The sequence below is a fragment of the Halomonas llamarensis genome (assembly GCF_023555005.1).
Lineage (GTDB): Bacteria > Pseudomonadota > Gammaproteobacteria > Pseudomonadales > Halomonadaceae > Vreelandella > Vreelandella llamarensis.
Genome location: NZ_JAMJPJ010000010.1, coordinates 19,147 through 34,959 on the forward strand (window position 1 = coordinate 19,147; position 15,813 = coordinate 34,959).

The window sequence follows — 15,813 nt, forward strand, 5'->3', positions numbered from 1 at the left end:
AGGAGTACGGATAATGGCAATCGTCAAGACCAAACCCACATCCGCCGGTCGTCGCCACGTCGTTAAGATTGTTGGCGAAACGCTTTACAAAGGCCGTGCTTATGCACCGCTGTTGGAAAAGCAGTCCAAGTCCGGTGGACGTAATAACTACGGCCGCATCACTACCCGCCACGTGGGCGGTGGTCACCGTCAGCACTATCGGTTGATCGACTTTAAGCGCACCAAAGATGGCATTCCGGCCACCGTTGAGCGTTTGGAGCATGATCCCAACCGTAGCGCGCACATCGCGCTGTTGAAGTATGCCGATGGCGAGCGTCGTTACATCATTGCGCCGAGAGGCGTCAGCGCGGGTGACGTGCTGGAATCTGGTGTCAACGCGCCCATCAAGAAAGGCAATGCCTTGCCGCTGCGCAATATCCCGCTGGGTTCTACCGTTCACGGTATTGAACTGAAACCGGGTAAAGGCGCGCAGATTGCTCGCAGTGCCGGCACAAGCGCCCAGCTGGTCGCTCGTGAAGGTAACTACGCGACCCTGCGTCTCCGCTCTGGCGAGATGCGTAAAGTCCTGGCGGAATGTCGTGCGACCTTGGGTGAAGTGAGCAACTCCGAGCACAGCCTGCGTCAACTTGGCAAGGCCGGTGCGAAGCGCTGGAGAGGCGTGCGCCCAACCGTTCGCGGTGTCGCAATGAACCCGGTGGATCACCCACACGGTGGTGGTGAAGGTCGCTCTAGCGGCGGTCGTCACCCGGTTACACCCTGGGGTGTGCCAACCAAGGGTCATAAGACGCGTAAGAACAAGCGCACCGACAAGCTAATCGTCCGTCGCCGTAAGGCACGGTGATTAAAATCGCCAAGATATTAAGGGGTAACGGCTGTGCCACGTTCACTTAAGAAAGGTCCCTTCATTGACCTTCATCTTTTGAAGAAGGTCGAGGTAGCAGTGGAAAAGAACGATCGTAAACCGATCAAGACCTGGTCGCGTCGTTCGATGATCCTGCCGAATATGGTAGGTCTGACCATTGCAGTACATAACGGTCGCCAACACGTCCCGGTGCATGTCTCCGAGGAAATGGTTGGTCACAAGTTAGGCGAATTCGCTGCCACCCGCACTTATCGCGGTCATGCGGCGGACAAGAAAGCCAAACGGTAAGCCAAAGAGGATTGAGAGATGGAAGTCACAGCTAAGCTGCGTGGCGCTCGTTTATCCGCCCAGAAGGCCCGTTTGGTGGCTGACCAGGTGCGCGGTAAACCTGTCGCCGAGGCACTTGACCTTCTGGCCTTCTCACCGAAGAAGGCTGCTACATTGGTCAAAAAAGTGCTGCAGTCCGCCATTGCAAACGCGGAAGAAAACGAAGGCATGGATATCGACGAGCTGCGTGTCTCGACCATCTGCGTCGATGAGGGCATGACGCTTAAGCGTATCAAGCCGCGTGCCAAAGGGCGTGCGGATCGTATCTTGAAGCGCACCTGCCACATCACCGTTAAGGTAGCCGAGAAGTAGGAGTCGACCAGATGGGTCAGAAAGTCAATCCAACAGGCATTCGACTAGGCATCGTCAAAGACCATGCTTCTGTCTGGTATGCCGAGCGCGGCGCTTATGCCGATAAGCTCAATAATGATCTCGTGGTGCGTAGCTTCCTGGAAGAGCGTCTTAAAAACGCCTCCGTAAGCCGCATTAACATCGAGCGTCCAGCGAACAACGCCCGCATCACCATTCACACCGCCCGTCCGGGCATCGTGATTGGTAAGAAAGGGGAAGATGTCGACCGTTTGCGTCGTGATCTGACCGAGATGATGGGTGTCCCGGTGCATGTGAACATTGAAGAAGTTCGCAAGCCGGAGCTGGATGCCAAGCTGGTAGCTGCTAACGTTGCGGGTCAGCTAGAGCGTCGCGTCATGTTCCGTCGTGCGATGAAGCGCGCGGTACAAAACGCCATGCGTCTAGGTGCCGGTGGCATCAAGATTCAGCTGTCAGGTCGCTTGGGTGGTGCTGAAATCGCACGTACCGAATGGTATCGCGAGGGTCGCGTTCCGCTGCACACACTGCGTGCGGATATCGACTACGCCACTTACGAAGCTCACACCACCTACGGCGTCATCGGCGTCAAAGTGTGGATCTTCAAGGGTGAAATCCTCGGCGGTATCGAGGAAGTTCGTGCCAAGGCGAAGCAGCCTACCGGCAACGCGCCCAAGAAGAAAGGTTCCAGGTAAGGGGAGAGCGAGTCGATGTTACAGCCCAAGCGTTTAAAATTCCGCAAGGTGCAAAAGGGTCGCAATCGTGGCCTAGCGCATCGCGGAAGCAAGATTAGCTTCGGGGAGTATGGCCTCAAAGCGACTGGTCGCGGACGTATTACCGCGCGCCAGATCGAAGCGGGCCGCCGTGCGATCACACGTCACGTCAAACGTGGCGGTAAGATTTGGATCCGCGTATTCCCGGATAAGCCGATCTCTAAAAAGCCGCTCGAAGTTCGTATGGGTAAGGGTAAAGGCTCCGTCGAGTACTGGGTCGCTCAGATCCAGCCAGGTCGGGTCTTGTACGAGATTGAAGGTGTGTCCGAAGAGCTCGCGCGTGAAGCGTTTGAGTTGGCCGCCCAGAAAATGCCCATATCCACCACCTTTGCGAAACGGACGGTGATGTGATGAAAGCCCAGGAAATTCGTGAAAAGTCAGTCGGTGAGTTGCAAGAGCAGCTCCTCGAACTCCTCCGCGAGCAGTTTAACCTGCGCATGCAGAAGGCCACCGGCCAACTGAGCCAGACTCATCTGCTCAAGCAGGTCCGTCGGGATATCGCCCGCGTGAAGACTGTGCTTAACGAGAAGGCAGGTGATTGAGATGGCCGAAGAAAAGAAAACACGCACGCTCACCGGTAAAGTGGTGAGTGACAAGATGGATAAATCCATCGTCGTAATGATTGAGCGTCGTGAGCGTCACCCGATCTACGGTAAATACGTAAAGCGCTCCACCAAGCTGCACGCCCATGACGAGGCGAACCAAGCGAAGGCTGGCGATACGGTCTCTATTCAAGAGTGCCGTCCGCTGTCCAAGATGAAAGCTTGGACGCTGGTCGAGGTGGTCGAGCAGGCCAAAGGTTAACTTCCTGCGTCTGTTCAACCAGTGCAGTCAGATTAGGTTTGGAGAAAACCGATGATTCAGACTCAGACAATGCTGGATGTCGCTGACAACAGCGGAGCGCGCCGGGTGCAGTGCATCAAGGTGTTAGGCGGTTCACACCGTCGCTACGCTCGCGTTGGTGACATCATTAAAGTATCGATAAAAGAAGCGATTCCGCGTGGCAAGGTCAAGAAAGGTCAAGTCATGAAAGCGGTAGTCGTTCGTACAAAGAGCGGCGTCCGCCGTCCGGACGGTTCGCTGATCCGTTTCGACGGAAATGCGGCAGTTCTGTTGAACAACACCAACGAACAGCCGGTCGGTACCCGTATTTTCGGGCCGGTCACTCGTGAACTGCGCAATGAAAAGTTCATGAAGATCATTTCCTTGGCGCCTGAAGTGCTGTAAGGAGCGAGGCGGATATGCAAAAGATCAAACGTGACGATGAAGTCATCGTCATCGCCGGGAAGGATAAGGGCAAGCGCGGTACGGTTAAGCGTGTGTTAGAAAATCGCTTCGTCGTATCCGGTGTGAACATGATTAAACGTCACACCAAGCCAAATCCCATGGCGGGAAATCAGGGCGGTATCGTGGAGCGTGAGGCTCCGATTCACGCGTCCAACGTAGCCATCTTCAATTCGGAGACCGGTAAGGCGGATCGCGTCGGCTTCCAAGTGAGCGAAGACGGTACCAAGGTACGTATCTACAAGTCGACGCAAACGCAGATCGACGCCTAACGTGAGTCGGGTAGCAAAATGGCGAACTTGAAAGAACGTTATCAAAACGAGGTAGCAGCTCAGCTCAAAGAAGAGTTTAGCTATGCCAACGTAATGCAGGTGCCGCGGATCACAAAAGTGACCCTGAACATGGGCATCGGCGATGCGGTCAGTGATAAAAAACTGATCGATAATGCCATCGGCGACCTGGAGAAACTCTCCGGTCAAAAGCCGTTGGTGACCAAGGCACGCAAGTCTATCGCGGGCTTCAAGGTTCGCGAAGGTTGGCCGATCGGTATCAAAGTGACGCTGCGCGGTGAGCGCATGTGGGACTTCCTGGACCGTCTGGTAAACATCGCGATTCCTCGCGTGCGTGACTTCCGTGGTCTCAATCCGAAGTCTTTTGACGGTCGCGGCAACTATTCTATGGGTGTGCGTGAACAGATCATCTTCCCGGAGATCGAGTATGATAAAATCGATCGTGTTCGGGGGCTTGACGTCACCATCACCACTACCGCCAACACCGACGAGGAAGGCCGCTCGCTATTGCGTGCGTTGAGCTTCCCGTTCAAAAAACAAGGCTGAGATCATGGCAAAGAAAAGCATGGTAGAGCGTGAGCTCAAGCGCACTAAGTTGGTCGAGAAGTACGCGACCAAGCGAACTGAACTCAAGGCGGTCATTTACGACGTGAACGCTTCCGACGAAGAGCGCTTCGAGGCGCAGCTTAAGCTGCAGCAACTGCCGCGCGACTCAAGTCCGGTACGTCAGCGTAACCGCTGCCGCGTCACCGGCCGTCCGCACGGTTTCTACAACAAGTTCGGCCTCGGCCGTAACAAGCTGCGTGAAGCCGCCATGCGTGGCGACGTCCCTGGCCTGAAAAAGTCCAGCTGGTAAGTGCCACGTAGCATCATCAGGAGCGCACATTAAATGAGCATGCAAGACACTCTGGCGGATATGTTTACCCGTATCCGTAATGCGCAGATGGCCACCAAGGAGACGGTTACCATGCCGTCCTCTAAGCTGAAAGTGGAAGTGGCCCGCGTGTTGAAAGAAGAGGGCTATATCACCGATTTCTCGGTGGCTGAAAGCATCAAGCCCGTACTGACCGTGACTCTCAAGTATTTTGAGGGCAAGCCGGTTATCGATCACATTCAGCGGGTTTCCAAGCCGTCTCTGCGCCAGTACAAGGGCAAGGACAATTTGCCCAAGGTCGCCGATGGTCTGGGCATCGCGATTGTCACTACCTCCAATGGGGTAATGACCGATCGTGCCGCGCGCCAGGCGGGTGTCGGTGGCGAAGTCATCTGCACCGTATTCTAGGAGGCTGGAATGTCCCGCATAGCGAAATATCCGGTTAAAGTGCCTGCCGGCGTCGATATCAACATTGATGCTGACAAGCTGACCGTAAAAGGCGGCCAAGGCACACTGTCTATGCCGATCCACGCAGATGTCGTGGTGGGTCAGGAAAACGGCCAGCTAACCTTTGCCCCAAGTGAGTCGGCGAAGAGCTGGGCGATGGCTGGCACGACTCGTGCATTGGTTCAAAACCTGGTCACGGGTGTATCTGAGGGGTTCACAAAGTCCCTCGAAATTGTTGGCGTCGGTTATCGTGCTCAAGCGAAGGGCCAGACGCTCAATCTTTCACTGGGCTTCTCGCACCCGGTCGACTACGAACTGCCTGACGGTGTCTCAGCGGAAACGCCGAAGAATACTGTTATCGTGCTGAAAAGCGCGGATAAGCAGAAGCTCGGCCAGTGCGCCGCGGAAATCCGCGCCTTCCGTCCGCCTGAGCCGTATAAAGGCAAAGGTGTTCGGTACGCCGACGAGCAGGTGCGTCGCAAAGAAGCCAAGAAGAAGTAAGGCAGGGTTATGAACGCGAAGAAAGAATCTCGTCTCCGTCGTGCCCGCCGTGCTCGCGCCAAAATCCGCGAGCTAGGCGCGTTCCGCCTGTGCGTCAACCGTACCCCACGCCACATCTATGCGCAGATTATCTCGCCGGATGGTGGCAAAGTGCTCGCCAGTGCTTCTACGCTGGACAAGGCACTTCGCGAGGGTGCAACCGGTAACACTGAGGCGGCCACGCAAGTGGGCACCTTAATTGCCGAGCGCGCAAAAGAAGCAGGCATCACCCAGGTGGCCTTTGACCGTGCTGGTTTTAAGTATCACGGTCGCGTCAAGGCTTTGGCCGACGCCGCTCGTGAAGGCGGCCTGGAATTCTAAAGGGTTTTTACGATGGCGAAGAACGAACAGCAAAACGGTGATCTGCAAGAGAAGTTAGTGCAGGTCAACCGTGTCGCCAAGGTGGTCAAGGGTGGTCGTATTTTCGGCTTTACCGCACTGACCGTCGTTGGTGATGGTAAAGGTCGTGTCGGTTTTGGTCGTGGTAAGGCGCGTGAAGTGCCGATTGCCATTCAAAAGGCGATGGATCAAGCGCGTCGCAACATGGTCAAGGTTAACCTCTCAGGCCACACGCTGCAGTATCCTGTGAAAGCTCGTCACGGTGCTTCCAAGGTATATATGCAGCCAGCTTCTGAAGGTACTGGTATCATCGCCGGCGGCGCTATGCGCTCTGTATTAGAGCTTGCTGGCGTCCATGATGTACTGGCCAAGTGCTACGGTTCCACCAACCCGGTCAATGTCGTACGCGCTACCGTTAACGGTCTCGCGTCCATGCAAGCACCGGAAGACGTGGCCGCTAAGCGCGGTCTGTCTGTCGAAGCGATCACGGGGTGAGCACCATGGCAGCAACGATCAAGGTTACCCAGATCCGCAGCACCATCGGCGTTCTACCCAAGCACAAGGCTAGTATTCAAGGCTTGGGTCTGCGTCGCATCGGTCATACGGTTGAGCTGGAAGACACCCCTGCCGTACGCGGCATGATCCACAAGGTTAACTACCTTGTGCGCGTTGAGGGAGAGTAATCCATGAAACTCAATACCCTGAGCCCAGCACCGGGCTCCAAACAGGCTGAAAAGCGTGTTGGTCGTGGTATCGGTTCCGGCCTAGGCAAGACTGGTGGCCGTGGCCATAAAGGCCAGAAATCACGCAGTGGCGGTACTGTTAAGCCAGGTTTCGAAGGCGGTCAAATGCCATTGCAGCGCCGTCTGCCGAAGTTTGGTTTTACGTCTGCCAAGTCACTGGTGTCTGAAGAAGTGCGTCTGGCGGAACTGGCGAAGGTCGCCAGCGACGAAGTGACTATGCAGACGCTGAAAGATGCCAACGTGCTGAAGGATGCGACGCGTCACGCGAAGATCATCCTTTCCGGCGAATTGAACAAGGCGGTTACTGTTCGTGGTATTAAGGTCACTAAAGGTGCCCGTGCTGCGATCGAAGCTGCTGGCGGCAAGGTAGAGGACTAAATGGCCAAGTCAGGAAACATGCCGGCGACGGGCAGCGGTCTAGGTGAACTCTGGGCGCGTTTGCGCTTTGTACTCATCGCCATCGTGGTGTATCGCATTGGTGCCCACATCCCCGTGCCTGGTATCAATCCTGACCAGCTTGCTGCCTTGTTTAGGGAGCAGCAGGGCACCATCCTGGGTATGTTCAACATGTTCTCAGGTGGTGCTCTGGAGCGCATGAGCGTCCTCGCCTTGGGTATTATGCCCTACATATCGGCGTCGATTATCATGCAGCTGATGACTGCGGTTTCGCCCCATCTTGAGCAACTCAAGAAGGAAGGCGAAGCCGGCCGCCGCAAGATCAGCCAGTACACTCGCTATGGCACGGTGCTACTGGCGCTTGTTCAGGCCACCGGTATGTCCGTGGGTCTGGCTAGCCAAGGCATCGCTTACAGCGCTGACTTTAGCTTCTTTTTCACTGCCGTAGTGACGTTTGTCGCCGGTGCAGTGTTTATGATGTGGCTAGGTGAGCAGATCACCGAGAAGGGAATTGGCAACGGTATCTCATTGCTGATCTTCTCGGGGATCGTCGCTGGGCTACCCAGCGCCGTGGGGCAAGCGTTTGAGCTTGCTCGCAATGAAGGGGCTTGGAATGTTCTGCCGCTGTTAGCGTTGACCGTGCTGGGTGTTGCTACGGTGGCGTTTGTCGTTTTCATTGAGCGCGGCCAACGCCGACTCAAAGTCAACTATCCGCGTCGCCAAGTTGGCAACAAGATGTATGCAGGTCAAAGCAGTTATTTGCCACTGAAAGTCAACATGGCGGGCGTTATTCCCGCTATCTTTGCTTCCAGTATTCTGCTTTTCCCCGCCTCCATTGGCCAGTGGGTCGGTGCAGGGGATGGCATGGAGTGGCTCCAGCGTGCCTCGCAGGCGTTAGGGCCCGGTCAGCCGCTTTACATCTTGCTTTTTGGCGCGGCGGTGGTATTCTTCTGCTTCTTTTACACAGCGCTGGTCTTCAACCCTAAGGACGTAGCTGATAATTTGAAAAAGTCAGGTGCTTTCTTGCCGGGTATTCGCCCTGGTGAGCAGACCGCTCGCTATATCGACAAAGTCATGACGCGTTTGACGTTGTTTGGTGCACTGTACATTACTGCCGTCTCCTTGATGCCTCAATTCCTGATCGTGGCGTGGAACGTGCCGTTCTTCTTTGGCGGTACGTCGCTGCTGATCGTGGTGGTGGTTATTATGGATTTCATGGCTCAGGTGCAGTCGCATCTTATGTCGCACCAGTATGATTCGGTGATGAAGAAGTCCAACCTGAAAGGATACGGTAGCGGCGGCATCATGCGCTGAGTCGCCGCCTTATCTTGTTACTATAGTGCTGGGGCGCGCCGCGAGCCGTTTTTGGAGAAAGAACGATGAAAGTTCGAGCTTCCGTAAAGAAGATGTGCCGTAACTGTAAGATCATTCGTCGCAATGGCGCTGTCCGCGTCATTTGCATCGAACCGCGGCACAAGCAGCGCCAGGGTTAATCTCTGGGCTGATGTTTAAGCCGGTGCTGGCATATCCCTAGCTCAGCATGCAAAACAGTTTTTATGAACCGATTTTTATGAATCAGTTCTTATGAACATATGTATTTGCATCTGTGCGCTGAAAGGGATATGCTGTTGCCCCTTTTGTAGATGAACACACGAGCAAGCCGCTCAAACTTCGGAGTAAGCTGATGGCCCGTATTGCAGGCGTCAATATCCCGGATAACAAGCATGCGGCGATCTCGCTGACCTATATCTTCGGAATCGGTCGTACCCGCGCTGAGCACATCTGTGCTGCTGCTGGTATTGCACTGACTGCCAAAGTTCAGGACCTGTCTTCTGAAGAAGTTGACACACTACGTTCTGAAGTTGGTAAGTACACCGTAGAAGGTGACCTTCGTCGTGATGTTACGCTTAACATTAAGCGTCTCATGGACTTAGGTTGCTATCGTGGTCTGCGTCATCGCCGTAGTCTTCCGCTGCGTGGTCAGCGGACTAAGACTAACGCGCGTACCCGTAAGGGCCCGCGTAAGCCGATCCGCAAATAATACGCAGGCTCTTTAGTAGAGAGTCAGCGTAACGACAGGAATAGACATCAACATGGCTAACCCGCGCAGTAACCGTAAAAAGGTTAAAAAGCAGGTAGTGGATGCCATCGCGCATATCCATGCCTCTTTTAACAACACGATCGTGACGATCACAGACCGCCAGGGCAATGCGCTTTCTTGGGCAACTGCCGGTGGTTCGGGTTTTCGTGGTTCTCGTAAGAGCACCCCGTTCGCTGCTCAAGTGGCAAGTGAACGTGCAGCTACCGCTGCAGCCGAGTATGGTGTGAAAAACGTCGACGTGCTGGTCAAAGGCCCCGGTCCTGGCCGTGAATCCGCCGTGCGCGCACTGAATGCCGCCGGCTTCCGCGTGCAGAGCATCACCGACGCGACGCCCATTCCTCATAATGGTTGCCGTCCGCCGAAGAAACGCCGCGTTTAAGGAGACAGATTCATGGCCCGTTATATTGGACCGAAGTGCAAATTGTCTCGCCGGGAAGGCACCGACCTCTTTTTGAAGAGCGGTGTAACTCCCTTCGAGAAAAAGTGTAAATCCGAGCAAATCCCGGGTGTACACGGCCAGCGTCGTCAGCGTCTTTCCGACTACGGCTTGCAGCTTCGCGAGAAGCAAAAAGTACGCCGTATGTATGGCGTACTCGAAAAGCAGTTCCGCAACTACTACAAAGCCGCTGCCCGCCTGAAGGGCGCCACCGGTGAAGTATTGTTGCAGTTGCTTGAATCCCGACTGGACAACGTCGTCTACCGGATGGGCTTCGGCTCGACTCGCTCTGAAGCGCGTCAGCTGGTCAGCCACAAGGCGATTGTCGTGAATGGAAAAACCGTTAACGTGGCTTCTTATCAAGTGAAGCCGGGTGACGTGGTTTCTGTTCGCGAAAAGGCGAAGAACCAAGCTCGCATCCAAAACGCATTGGCACTTGCTGCCAACCGCGGTGATGTGGTGTGGATTGAAACCGACGCCAAGAAGATGGAAGGCACTTTCAAGGCTCTGCCTGAACGCGGTGACCTGTCTGCCGACATCAACGAAAACCTGATCGTCGAGCTGTACTCGAAGTAAGCTGTTAATAGCTTCTTCAAGCCCGGGCGGAGTAGCGCTGCTTCCCGCCCGGTTGCTCTTGAGTTGTATGCTCTTGAGTACTCAGTATCCGTTTGGCAGCCTGAAAGGTGTTCTTATGCAGCGTTCAGTGACCGAGTTTCTTCGTCCTCGCGACATCAAGGTCGAAGAAATCAGCGCACATCACGCCAAAATCGTTCTCGAACCGTTCGAGCGCGGCTTTGGTCACACCCTGGGGAATGCACTACGTCGCATTCTGCTTTCATCCATGCCCGGCGCTGCCGTGGTAGAGGCTGAGATTGCTGGTGTCGAGCACGAATATAGTGCGCTCGAAGGGGTGCAGGAAGATGTCATTGAAATCCTCCTGAATTTGAAAGATGTTGCGATCAAGATGCACAGCCGCGATGAGGCGGTGCTCTCGCTGAACAAGCAGGGCCCAGCCGTCGTCACCGCTGGCGACATTGCGCTTGATCATAGCGTCGAAATCGTTAACCCGGACCACGTGATTGCCCACGTCAATGAAGGTGCCGAGCTGAAGGTTCAGCTAAAGGTAGCGATGGGTCGTGGTTATGAGCCAGCAGACGTTCGTGGCTCTGACGAAGAGTCTCGCACAATTGGTCGCCTGCAGCTGGATGCCACCTTCAGTCCTGTGTGTCGTGTTTCCTACGCTGTCGAAGCCGCTCGTGTCGAGCAGCGTACCGACCTCGATAAGCTGATTATCGATCTGGAAACTGACGGTACTTTGGATCCGGAAGAGGCTATCCGCCGCAGCGCGACTATTCTGCAAGAGCAGCTGGCCGCCTTCGTCGACCTGGAAGCTGATAAAGAACAGGAAGTCGAAGAAGAAGAAGATCACGTTGATCCGATTCTACTGCGCCCCGTAGACGATCTTGAGTTGACCGTTCGCAGCGCTAACTGCCTTAAAGCCGAGAATATTTACTATATTGGCGATCTGATCCAGCGCACAGAAGTTGAGCTTTTGAAGACCCCGAATCTCGGTAAAAAATCTTTGAATGAAATCAAAGACGTCTTGGCAGCCCGCGGCTTGTCCCTCGGCATGCGGCTAGAAAATTGGCCGCCCGCTAGCCTGAAGGACGATAAGGCCTCTGCGTGAGCGTCGACTTGAGTCCCAGTTTGGTAAGGAATCACAATCATGCGTCATCGTAAGAGTGGTCGTCAATTAAATCGTAACAGCTCGCATCGTCAGGCCATGTTCAAAAACATGTCCGTGTCGCTCGTCGAGCACGAAGTGATTAAGACAACCCTACCCAAAGCCAAAGAGTTGCGTCGTGTTATCGAGCCGCTAATCACTTTGGCCAAAGAAGACAGCGTTGCTAACCGCCGTTTGGCATTTGCCCGCACGCGCTCTAAAGAAGCCGTCGGCAAACTGTTCAATGAGCTAGGGCCGCGTTACGTCGAGCGTCCGGGCGGTTATGTCCGTATTCTTAAGTGCGGGTTCCGCACCGGCGACAACGCACCAATGGCATACGTTGAGCTTGTCGACCGCCCGGTAATGGAAGAAGCTGCCGCTGAAGAGTAATTTTTAGACACACATCTTCACTGCCGGTAAAACCGGCCTTATCCTTTTGCGCTAGCAGCGCCTGGATAAGGCCGGTTTTTTTTTGCTTTATTGATTAGCTTAAACTTATTTAAGGCTTTGTTTTGTGCTAAAACATATTCCGCGTATTTACGCTTGCTTTGCTATGGCATTTAAGGCGAAGCTGACCATAATAAAAAATTGAGCCGCTAAATTGGCATCGTCACAGGGGCATCACATGCAAGGGGCATCGGCATACGCATCCCAGCTGCGCGTTCATCCGTGTAGCTTGTGTTTGGTCTGGCTAGTTTTATTTGTTTCAAGCGTGGCATTTTTCGTGTCTTCAAACGCCCACGCGAATCCGCGTTATGCCGGTATAGTGGTTAATCTTAAAAACGGCGAAGTGCTTTACGCAGAAAATGCCGATGCACGGCGTTACCCTGCCTCGTTAACCAAAATGATGACGCTCTACTTGGCGTTTGAAGCGTTGGAAGAGGGTACCCTGCGTTTAGACCAAGCCCTACCCGTCTCGCGTTATGCCGCCGCTAAGCCTGCGGTAAAGCTTTGGCTTGCTGCGGGTAGTTCGATTCCGGTTGACACCGCCATTCGGGCCCTGGCGGTACGCTCGGCGAATGACGTTGCCGCGGTGGTAGCTGAAGCATTAGGCGGCAGCGAAGCACGTTTCGGGCAAATGATGACGGCTAAAGCGCGCGAGCTGGGCATGCGCGCCACTACCTTTCGCAATGCCTCGGGCTTACCAGATGACGCTCAGGTTACGACGGCGCGGGATATGCTGATGCTCTCGGTACGCGTCATGCAGGACTTTCCCCAGTATTACCATTATTTTGGCCTGCAAGAATTCGTTTATCGCGGGACCAAACATACAAGCCATAATCGCTTGGTCAAAAACTACCCGGGTGCCGATGGGTTAAAAACCGGTTTTATTCGCGCGTCGGGGTTTAATGTGGCGACCACGGCCACGCGAGGCGAGCGACGTTTGGTCGGTGTAGTGATGGGAGGATTCAGCTCTCAATCCCGCGATGCACATATGGCAGATTTGCTTAATCGTAGCTTTATGCGTGCTGAGTTACGTGATCAGCGGTCCTGGTTGGCGGATGCTGATTTTTCACGTGAGCATATGCGCTTTAGTACGTTGGCAGCGGTTGAGCCCGCCCAACTCCCACCGATGAATACGGCAAGCCCACGTCTTTTGGCTTCGCTGGATACACGTGAGCATACGCCGTCTACACCTCAAAATGACCCATTACGAGCGTTGATTGAACGCGATGTGCCTGTTCTTGGTACCCATGCAGTCGAAGCTTGGGGGATTCAGGTGGGGGCTTTTCGTCATGTCGATCAAGCGCAGCAGTTTGCACGGCTTGCCGCTGAACGTTTGCCCCATGAGATGAACGCTCGTATTGCGGTGGATGCGTTGGATAGTCAGCGATCACTCTTTCGGGCTCGGCTGATGGCATTACAAGAAGGCCAGGCACGACAGGCTTGCCAGCAGCTTAAGGCTCAAGGGATGGAGTGTATGGTGGTTAACGCAAGCCTCTGAATATTGCATCGTCACGACACCCCGTCAGGGCAACTTGGCGGGGTGTTTTTTGTAACAATTAGCACTTGCGGGAGAGGTGATGAGTTCATCGTTAAAAGGGATCGGCTGTATGTGCCTCGGTGTGCTATTTCTCGCTTTAGGCGATGCCGTTTCGAAATGGTTAGGCGAGGTGCATTCGCCACTGCAAATCATCTTTTTTCGTGCGCTTGTATCACTCCCGCTAATCGCGCTATTGGCTTACTTTGCTGGTGGGATGCGTAAGCTACGCACCAAAAGACCTAAAGTTCACCTGCTGCGCGGGATAATCTATACCGGCACGATGGGGTTTTTTGTGTTGGGCCTGACGATGCTACCGTTGGCGGAAGCCACGGCGATTGCGTTTGTCGCGCCGCTTTTTGTTACGCTGCTGTCGGTGCCGTTGTTGGGTGAACGTATCGAGCCGCCCGTGCTGGTGGCATCACTGGTCGGCTTTCTCGGGGTGCTCATCGTGGTGCGGCCCGGCGGCGATGCCTTCGGCATGGGTGCTTTGGTATTGGTGGCCGCTGCCCTTTGCTATGCTTTGATGATGATTACCGCCAGGCGCTATGGCGGGCGCGAGCATCTTTGGGCGATGGTGTTTTATATGACCGTAGTGCCGCTTGTGTTAACCGCTGCGGCTTTACCGTGGGTGTGGCAAACGCCGCTGCCGTGGCACTGGTTGGGGTTTCTGGGCTCGGGTGTGTTTGGCGTTGGCGCAACGGCGTTTATTACCTTGGCGTTTCGCTTTGCACCGGCGGCTATCGCCGCCCCGTTTGACTACAGCGCGATGCTTTGGGCAGTGCTCTTAGGGTGGTGGTTTTGGGGTGAGCTTCCCGACGTTTGGGTATGGGTGGGGAGTGTGCTGATTATCGGCAGCGGTTTGGCGATTGCTTATATGGAACGCCGTACCAGCCTCAAACGCCGCCCGAGCGCATAACCTCGCGTTGGCGCCAACGCATCGCAAGTTCCTTCGCCGCATTCTGTGGCGAGGCTTGGCCGCAAATGGCCGAAATGACAGCTATGCCGTGTGCGCCACTGCGTTTCACCGCGTCAATATGCTGAGCTTTTAATCCGCCAATCGCCACGCTAGGAACAGCACTTACTTCTACCAAGGTGGCCAAGCCATCAAAACCCAGGGGAGTGGCGTGATCCTGTTTGCTAGTGGTGGCAAATACAGGTCCTAAGCCAACATAATCCAGCCCTTCGAGGGGCATACTGTTGAGTTGTTCAAGCGTATTGATCGACAAGCCGATAATAGCGTTCGGCCCAAGCGCGTCACGCGCCTCGCGCACAGTGGTGTCGCTCTGGCCGACGTGCAAGCCTTCGGCGCCGCTTGCGAGGGCGACATTCAAGCGGTCGTTGATGATCAAAGGAACATTCTTTGGCTTTAGTATTGCGTTAAGCCGTTTGGCCTGCTCAATCATGGTTGTTTCGCTAGCGTGTTTGTCGCGCAGTTGCACCATTGTCACCCCCCCGGCTACTGCGTCTTCCACGGTGCGCTCAAGGCCGTAGGGTTGGCACAATGTGGCGTCGGTGACGAGGTAAACCGAGAGGTCAAAGCGCATCGATAAGCTCCAGCGAGAGATGTTGGTCAAGATCCTGCGGTGTTAGCTGGTAAAGGGCATCCAGAAATGCGGGCATAAAGCTGCCGGGGCCCTCAGCCTTAACGCCCGCACGTGCCCCCGCCAGTGCGAAACAGCCAAACGCCGCGGCCGTTGCTTCAAGCGGCTGCTCGTCAGCCACGGCCATAAACGCGGCCACGCTTGCACTCAGTGCGCAGCCGAGTGTCGTCACCCGAGGCATCAGCGTATGGCCGCCGGTTACTCGCAATGTGCTATCGCCATCCGTCATCAGGTCAATATCGCCACTCACGCCCACAATACAGCGCTGCTTGCGCGCTAATCGACAGGCAGCCATGTAGGCATCCTCGGCACTTGCCGTGCTATCAACGCCTCGCCCAGGGTTGGCGATGCCGTTAAGGGTGAGAATTTCGGACGCGTTACCGCGAATAACCCGGGGTTGATGCTTTAGCAGGTCAGCGCAGAGACGCTGGCGGTATGTCGTGGCGCCGACGGCTACGGGGTCGAGCACCCAAGGGATATTGTGCGCGCGGGCAGTGCGCGTGGCACTAAGCATGGCGTTTGCCCAGGGGGATGAAACGGTACCGATATTAATCGATAGCGCGTCGCTGAGTGGCACGAATTCGTCGACTTCTTCAGTTGCATGCAGCATTGCTGGCGAGGCGCCGAGCGCTAGCAAGACATTCGCGCTACTGTTCATCGCCACGTAATTGGTGATGCAATGCGTCAGCGGAGGATGTTGGCGAAGGGCGGTAAAGTAGTGACTCAAAGCAGGTGCTGGTGGCATGACATCCTCCCGGGTGGGAGG

28 protein-coding genes are annotated in these 15,813 nt (G+C 55.1%); 26 read left to right on the forward strand and 2 right to left on the reverse strand.

The genetic code is table 11. From position 1 onward, the window contains the following. The first annotated feature begins 13 nt into the window (after positions 1-13). From rplB to M8006_RS08190, 26 genes are all read left to right on the forward strand, one after another. Positions 14-841: a 50S ribosomal protein L2 gene (rplB, locus tag M8006_RS08065; protein ID WP_250081010.1), complete on the forward strand. Its 828-nt coding sequence runs from the start codon at positions 14-16 to the stop codon at positions 839-841. A 33-nt stretch (positions 842-874) separates the two neighbouring features. Continuing rightward, positions 875-1,150, forward strand: coding sequence for a 30S ribosomal protein S19 (gene rpsS / locus M8006_RS08070; protein ID WP_013330996.1), 276 nt, complete (start codon positions 875-877; stop codon positions 1,148-1,150). 18 nt (positions 1,151-1,168) lie between these two features. Next, on the forward strand, positions 1,169-1,501 hold the full coding sequence (gene rplV, locus M8006_RS08075; protein WP_250081012.1) for a 50S ribosomal protein L22: 333 nt from the start codon (positions 1,169-1,171) through the stop codon (positions 1,499-1,501). An 11-nt stretch (positions 1,502-1,512) separates the two neighbouring features. Then, entirely contained in the window at positions 1,513-2,211 is a 699-nt protein-coding gene (rpsC, locus tag M8006_RS08080; RefSeq protein ID WP_250081014.1) for a 30S ribosomal protein S3, read from the forward strand. Between the two features lie 15 nt (positions 2,212-2,226). After that, entirely contained in the window at positions 2,227-2,640 is a 414-nt protein-coding gene (rplP, locus tag M8006_RS08085) for a 50S ribosomal protein L16 (RefSeq protein ID WP_179929134.1), read from the forward strand. Continuing rightward, complete coding sequence (gene rpmC / locus M8006_RS08090) at positions 2,640-2,831, forward strand: 50S ribosomal protein L29 (RefSeq protein ID WP_016915779.1); 192 nt, start codon at positions 2,640-2,642, stop codon at positions 2,829-2,831. The genes rplP and rpmC overlap by 1 nt, the downstream gene beginning before the upstream one ends. 1 nt (position 2,832) lies before the next feature. Beyond that, entirely contained in the window at positions 2,833-3,093 is a 261-nt protein-coding gene (rpsQ, locus tag M8006_RS08095) for a 30S ribosomal protein S17 (protein ID WP_250081155.1), read from the forward strand. 51 nt (positions 3,094-3,144) lie between these two features. Further along, complete coding sequence (gene rplN / locus M8006_RS08100) at positions 3,145-3,516, forward strand: 50S ribosomal protein L14 (RefSeq protein WP_179929136.1); 372 nt, start codon at positions 3,145-3,147, stop codon at positions 3,514-3,516. Positions 3,517-3,530: 14 nt separating this feature from the next. Beyond that, positions 3,531-3,845 carry a 50S ribosomal protein L24 gene (rplX, locus tag M8006_RS08105; RefSeq protein WP_250081016.1) on the forward strand — a complete coding sequence of 105 codons (315 nt, stop codon included), beginning with the start codon at positions 3,531-3,533 and terminating at the stop codon, positions 3,843-3,845. 18 nt (positions 3,846-3,863) lie between these two features. Next, the gene (rplE, locus tag M8006_RS08110; protein ID WP_250081018.1) at positions 3,864-4,409 is read left to right on the forward strand and encodes a 50S ribosomal protein L5; all 546 of its coding nucleotides are present in this window, start codon (positions 3,864-3,866) and stop codon (positions 4,407-4,409) included. 4 nt (positions 4,410-4,413) lie between these two features. Next, on the forward strand, positions 4,414-4,719 hold the full coding sequence (gene rpsN, locus M8006_RS08115; protein WP_250081020.1) for a 30S ribosomal protein S14: 306 nt from the start codon (positions 4,414-4,416) through the stop codon (positions 4,717-4,719). Positions 4,720-4,752: 33 nt separating this feature from the next. After that, on the forward strand, positions 4,753-5,145 hold the full coding sequence (gene rpsH / locus M8006_RS08120; RefSeq protein ID WP_250081022.1) for a 30S ribosomal protein S8: 393 nt from the start codon (positions 4,753-4,755) through the stop codon (positions 5,143-5,145). 9 nt (positions 5,146-5,154) lie between these two features. Then, on the forward strand, positions 5,155-5,685 hold the full coding sequence (gene rplF / locus M8006_RS08125) for a 50S ribosomal protein L6 (protein WP_250081024.1): 531 nt from the start codon (positions 5,155-5,157) through the stop codon (positions 5,683-5,685). Positions 5,686-5,694: 9 nt separating this feature from the next. Beyond that, entirely contained in the window at positions 5,695-6,045 is a 351-nt protein-coding gene (gene rplR / locus M8006_RS08130) for a 50S ribosomal protein L18 (RefSeq protein WP_179929142.1), read from the forward strand. Between the two features lie 12 nt (positions 6,046-6,057). Continuing rightward, a complete protein-coding gene (gene rpsE / locus M8006_RS08135) occupies positions 6,058-6,558 on the forward strand; it encodes a 30S ribosomal protein S5 (RefSeq protein ID WP_250081026.1) in 501 nt (166 codons plus the stop codon). Positions 6,559-6,563: 5 nt separating this feature from the next. Further along, positions 6,564-6,746 (forward strand): 50S ribosomal protein L30, encoded by a 183-nt coding sequence (rpmD, locus tag M8006_RS08140; RefSeq protein ID WP_250081028.1) that lies wholly within the window; start codon positions 6,564-6,566, stop codon positions 6,744-6,746. A gap of 3 nt (positions 6,747-6,749) precedes the next feature. Next, complete coding sequence (gene rplO / locus M8006_RS08145) at positions 6,750-7,184, forward strand: 50S ribosomal protein L15 (protein ID WP_250081030.1); 435 nt, start codon at positions 6,750-6,752, stop codon at positions 7,182-7,184. Beyond that, complete coding sequence (gene secY, locus M8006_RS08150; protein WP_179929146.1) at positions 7,185-8,516, forward strand: preprotein translocase subunit SecY; 1,332 nt, start codon at positions 7,185-7,187, stop codon at positions 8,514-8,516. A 65-nt stretch (positions 8,517-8,581) separates the two neighbouring features. After that, a complete protein-coding gene (gene rpmJ / locus M8006_RS08155) occupies positions 8,582-8,695 on the forward strand; it encodes a 50S ribosomal protein L36 (protein ID WP_009099023.1) in 114 nt (37 codons plus the stop codon). 191 nt (positions 8,696-8,886) lie between these two features. After that, the gene (rpsM, locus tag M8006_RS08160) at positions 8,887-9,243 is read left to right on the forward strand and encodes a 30S ribosomal protein S13 (protein ID WP_250081032.1); all 357 of its coding nucleotides are present in this window, start codon (positions 8,887-8,889) and stop codon (positions 9,241-9,243) included. A 52-nt stretch (positions 9,244-9,295) separates the two neighbouring features. After that, positions 9,296-9,682: a 30S ribosomal protein S11 gene (gene rpsK / locus M8006_RS08165; protein WP_096276490.1), complete on the forward strand. Its 387-nt coding sequence runs from the start codon at positions 9,296-9,298 to the stop codon at positions 9,680-9,682. 12 nt (positions 9,683-9,694) lie between these two features. Then, entirely contained in the window at positions 9,695-10,315 is a 621-nt protein-coding gene (rpsD, locus tag M8006_RS08170) for a 30S ribosomal protein S4 (RefSeq protein ID WP_250081034.1), read from the forward strand. Positions 10,316-10,430: 115 nt separating this feature from the next. Beyond that, on the forward strand, positions 10,431-11,426 hold the full coding sequence (locus M8006_RS08175; RefSeq protein WP_250081036.1) for a DNA-directed RNA polymerase subunit alpha: 996 nt from the start codon (positions 10,431-10,433) through the stop codon (positions 11,424-11,426). Positions 11,427-11,465: 39 nt separating this feature from the next. After that, positions 11,466-11,852: a 50S ribosomal protein L17 gene (gene rplQ, locus M8006_RS08180; RefSeq protein ID WP_250081038.1), complete on the forward strand. Its 387-nt coding sequence runs from the start codon at positions 11,466-11,468 to the stop codon at positions 11,850-11,852. 334 nt (positions 11,853-12,186) lie between these two features. Beyond that, entirely contained in the window at positions 12,187-13,407 is a 1,221-nt protein-coding gene (locus M8006_RS08185) for a serine hydrolase (RefSeq protein ID WP_250081040.1), read from the forward strand. A 79-nt stretch (positions 13,408-13,486) separates the two neighbouring features. Beyond that, positions 13,487-14,362, forward strand: a complete 876-nt coding sequence (locus M8006_RS08190; RefSeq protein WP_250081042.1) for a DMT family transporter — start codon at positions 13,487-13,489, stop codon at positions 14,360-14,362. Here the strand turns inward: M8006_RS08190 and thiE are convergent. Together thiE and thiM are read right to left on the reverse strand one after the other, a co-directional pair. Further along, the gene (gene thiE, locus M8006_RS08195) at positions 14,340-14,990 is read right to left on the reverse strand and encodes a thiamine phosphate synthase (RefSeq protein ID WP_250081044.1); all 651 of its coding nucleotides are present in this window, start codon (positions 14,988-14,990) and stop codon (positions 14,340-14,342) included. The two genes, M8006_RS08190 and thiE, sit on opposite strands and share 23 nt — an antisense overlap. Next, the gene (gene thiM, locus M8006_RS08200; RefSeq protein ID WP_250081047.1) at positions 14,980-15,792 is read right to left on the reverse strand and encodes a hydroxyethylthiazole kinase; all 813 of its coding nucleotides are present in this window, start codon (positions 15,790-15,792) and stop codon (positions 14,980-14,982) included. The genes thiE and thiM overlap by 11 nt, the downstream gene beginning before the upstream one ends. Between the last annotated feature and the right edge of the window lie 21 nt (positions 15,793-15,813).

What these genes read in the sequence shown, in the direction of transcription:
- rpmD (WP_250081028.1), top strand. Translation starts at nt 6,564, where the DNA reads ATGGCAGCAACGATCAAGGTTACCCAGATCCGCAGCACCATCGGCGTT.
- rplE (WP_250081018.1), top strand. Translation starts at nt 3,864, where the DNA reads ATGGCGAACTTGAAAGAACGTTATCAAAACGAGGTAGCAGCTCAGCTC.
- M8006_RS08190 (WP_250081042.1), top strand. Translation starts at nt 13,487, where the DNA reads ATGAGTTCATCGTTAAAAGGGATCGGCTGTATGTGCCTCGGTGTGCTA.
- rplR (WP_179929142.1), top strand. Translation starts at nt 5,695, where the DNA reads ATGAACGCGAAGAAAGAATCTCGTCTCCGTCGTGCCCGCCGTGCTCGC.
- rpsD (WP_250081034.1), top strand. Translation starts at nt 9,695, where the DNA reads ATGGCCCGTTATATTGGACCGAAGTGCAAATTGTCTCGCCGGGAAGGC.
- rplQ (WP_250081038.1), top strand. Translation starts at nt 11,466, where the DNA reads ATGCGTCATCGTAAGAGTGGTCGTCAATTAAATCGTAACAGCTCGCAT.
- rplV (WP_250081012.1), top strand. Translation starts at nt 1,169, where the DNA reads ATGGAAGTCACAGCTAAGCTGCGTGGCGCTCGTTTATCCGCCCAGAAG.
- rpmJ (WP_009099023.1), top strand. Translation starts at nt 8,582, where the DNA reads ATGAAAGTTCGAGCTTCCGTAAAGAAGATGTGCCGTAACTGTAAGATC.
- rplF (WP_250081024.1), top strand. Translation starts at nt 5,155, where the DNA reads ATGTCCCGCATAGCGAAATATCCGGTTAAAGTGCCTGCCGGCGTCGAT.
- rplB (WP_250081010.1), top strand. Translation starts at nt 14, where the DNA reads ATGGCAATCGTCAAGACCAAACCCACATCCGCCGGTCGTCGCCACGTC.
- rpsH (WP_250081022.1), top strand. Translation starts at nt 4,753, where the DNA reads ATGAGCATGCAAGACACTCTGGCGGATATGTTTACCCGTATCCGTAAT.
- rpsQ (WP_250081155.1), top strand. Translation starts at nt 2,833, where the DNA reads ATGGCCGAAGAAAAGAAAACACGCACGCTCACCGGTAAAGTGGTGAGT.
- rpsM (WP_250081032.1), top strand. Translation starts at nt 8,887, where the DNA reads ATGGCCCGTATTGCAGGCGTCAATATCCCGGATAACAAGCATGCGGCG.
- rplP (WP_179929134.1), top strand. Translation starts at nt 2,227, where the DNA reads ATGTTACAGCCCAAGCGTTTAAAATTCCGCAAGGTGCAAAAGGGTCGC.
- rplX (WP_250081016.1), top strand. Translation starts at nt 3,531, where the DNA reads ATGCAAAAGATCAAACGTGACGATGAAGTCATCGTCATCGCCGGGAAG.
- secY (WP_179929146.1), top strand. Translation starts at nt 7,185, where the DNA reads ATGGCCAAGTCAGGAAACATGCCGGCGACGGGCAGCGGTCTAGGTGAA.
- thiM (WP_250081047.1), bottom strand. Translation starts at nt 15,792, where the DNA reads ATGCCACCAGCACCTGCTTTGAGTCACTACTTTACCGCCCTTCGCCAA.
- rpsN (WP_250081020.1), top strand. Translation starts at nt 4,414, where the DNA reads ATGGCAAAGAAAAGCATGGTAGAGCGTGAGCTCAAGCGCACTAAGTTG.
- rplO (WP_250081030.1), top strand. Translation starts at nt 6,750, where the DNA reads ATGAAACTCAATACCCTGAGCCCAGCACCGGGCTCCAAACAGGCTGAA.
- thiE (WP_250081044.1), bottom strand. Translation starts at nt 14,990, where the DNA reads ATGCGCTTTGACCTCTCGGTTTACCTCGTCACCGACGCCACATTGTGC.
- rplN (WP_179929136.1), top strand. Translation starts at nt 3,145, where the DNA reads ATGATTCAGACTCAGACAATGCTGGATGTCGCTGACAACAGCGGAGCG.
- rpsC (WP_250081014.1), top strand. Translation starts at nt 1,513, where the DNA reads ATGGGTCAGAAAGTCAATCCAACAGGCATTCGACTAGGCATCGTCAAA.
- M8006_RS08175 (WP_250081036.1), top strand. Translation starts at nt 10,431, where the DNA reads ATGCAGCGTTCAGTGACCGAGTTTCTTCGTCCTCGCGACATCAAGGTC.
- rpsE (WP_250081026.1), top strand. Translation starts at nt 6,058, where the DNA reads ATGGCGAAGAACGAACAGCAAAACGGTGATCTGCAAGAGAAGTTAGTG.
- rpmC (WP_016915779.1), top strand. Translation starts at nt 2,640, where the DNA reads ATGAAAGCCCAGGAAATTCGTGAAAAGTCAGTCGGTGAGTTGCAAGAG.
- rpsK (WP_096276490.1), top strand. Translation starts at nt 9,296, where the DNA reads ATGGCTAACCCGCGCAGTAACCGTAAAAAGGTTAAAAAGCAGGTAGTG.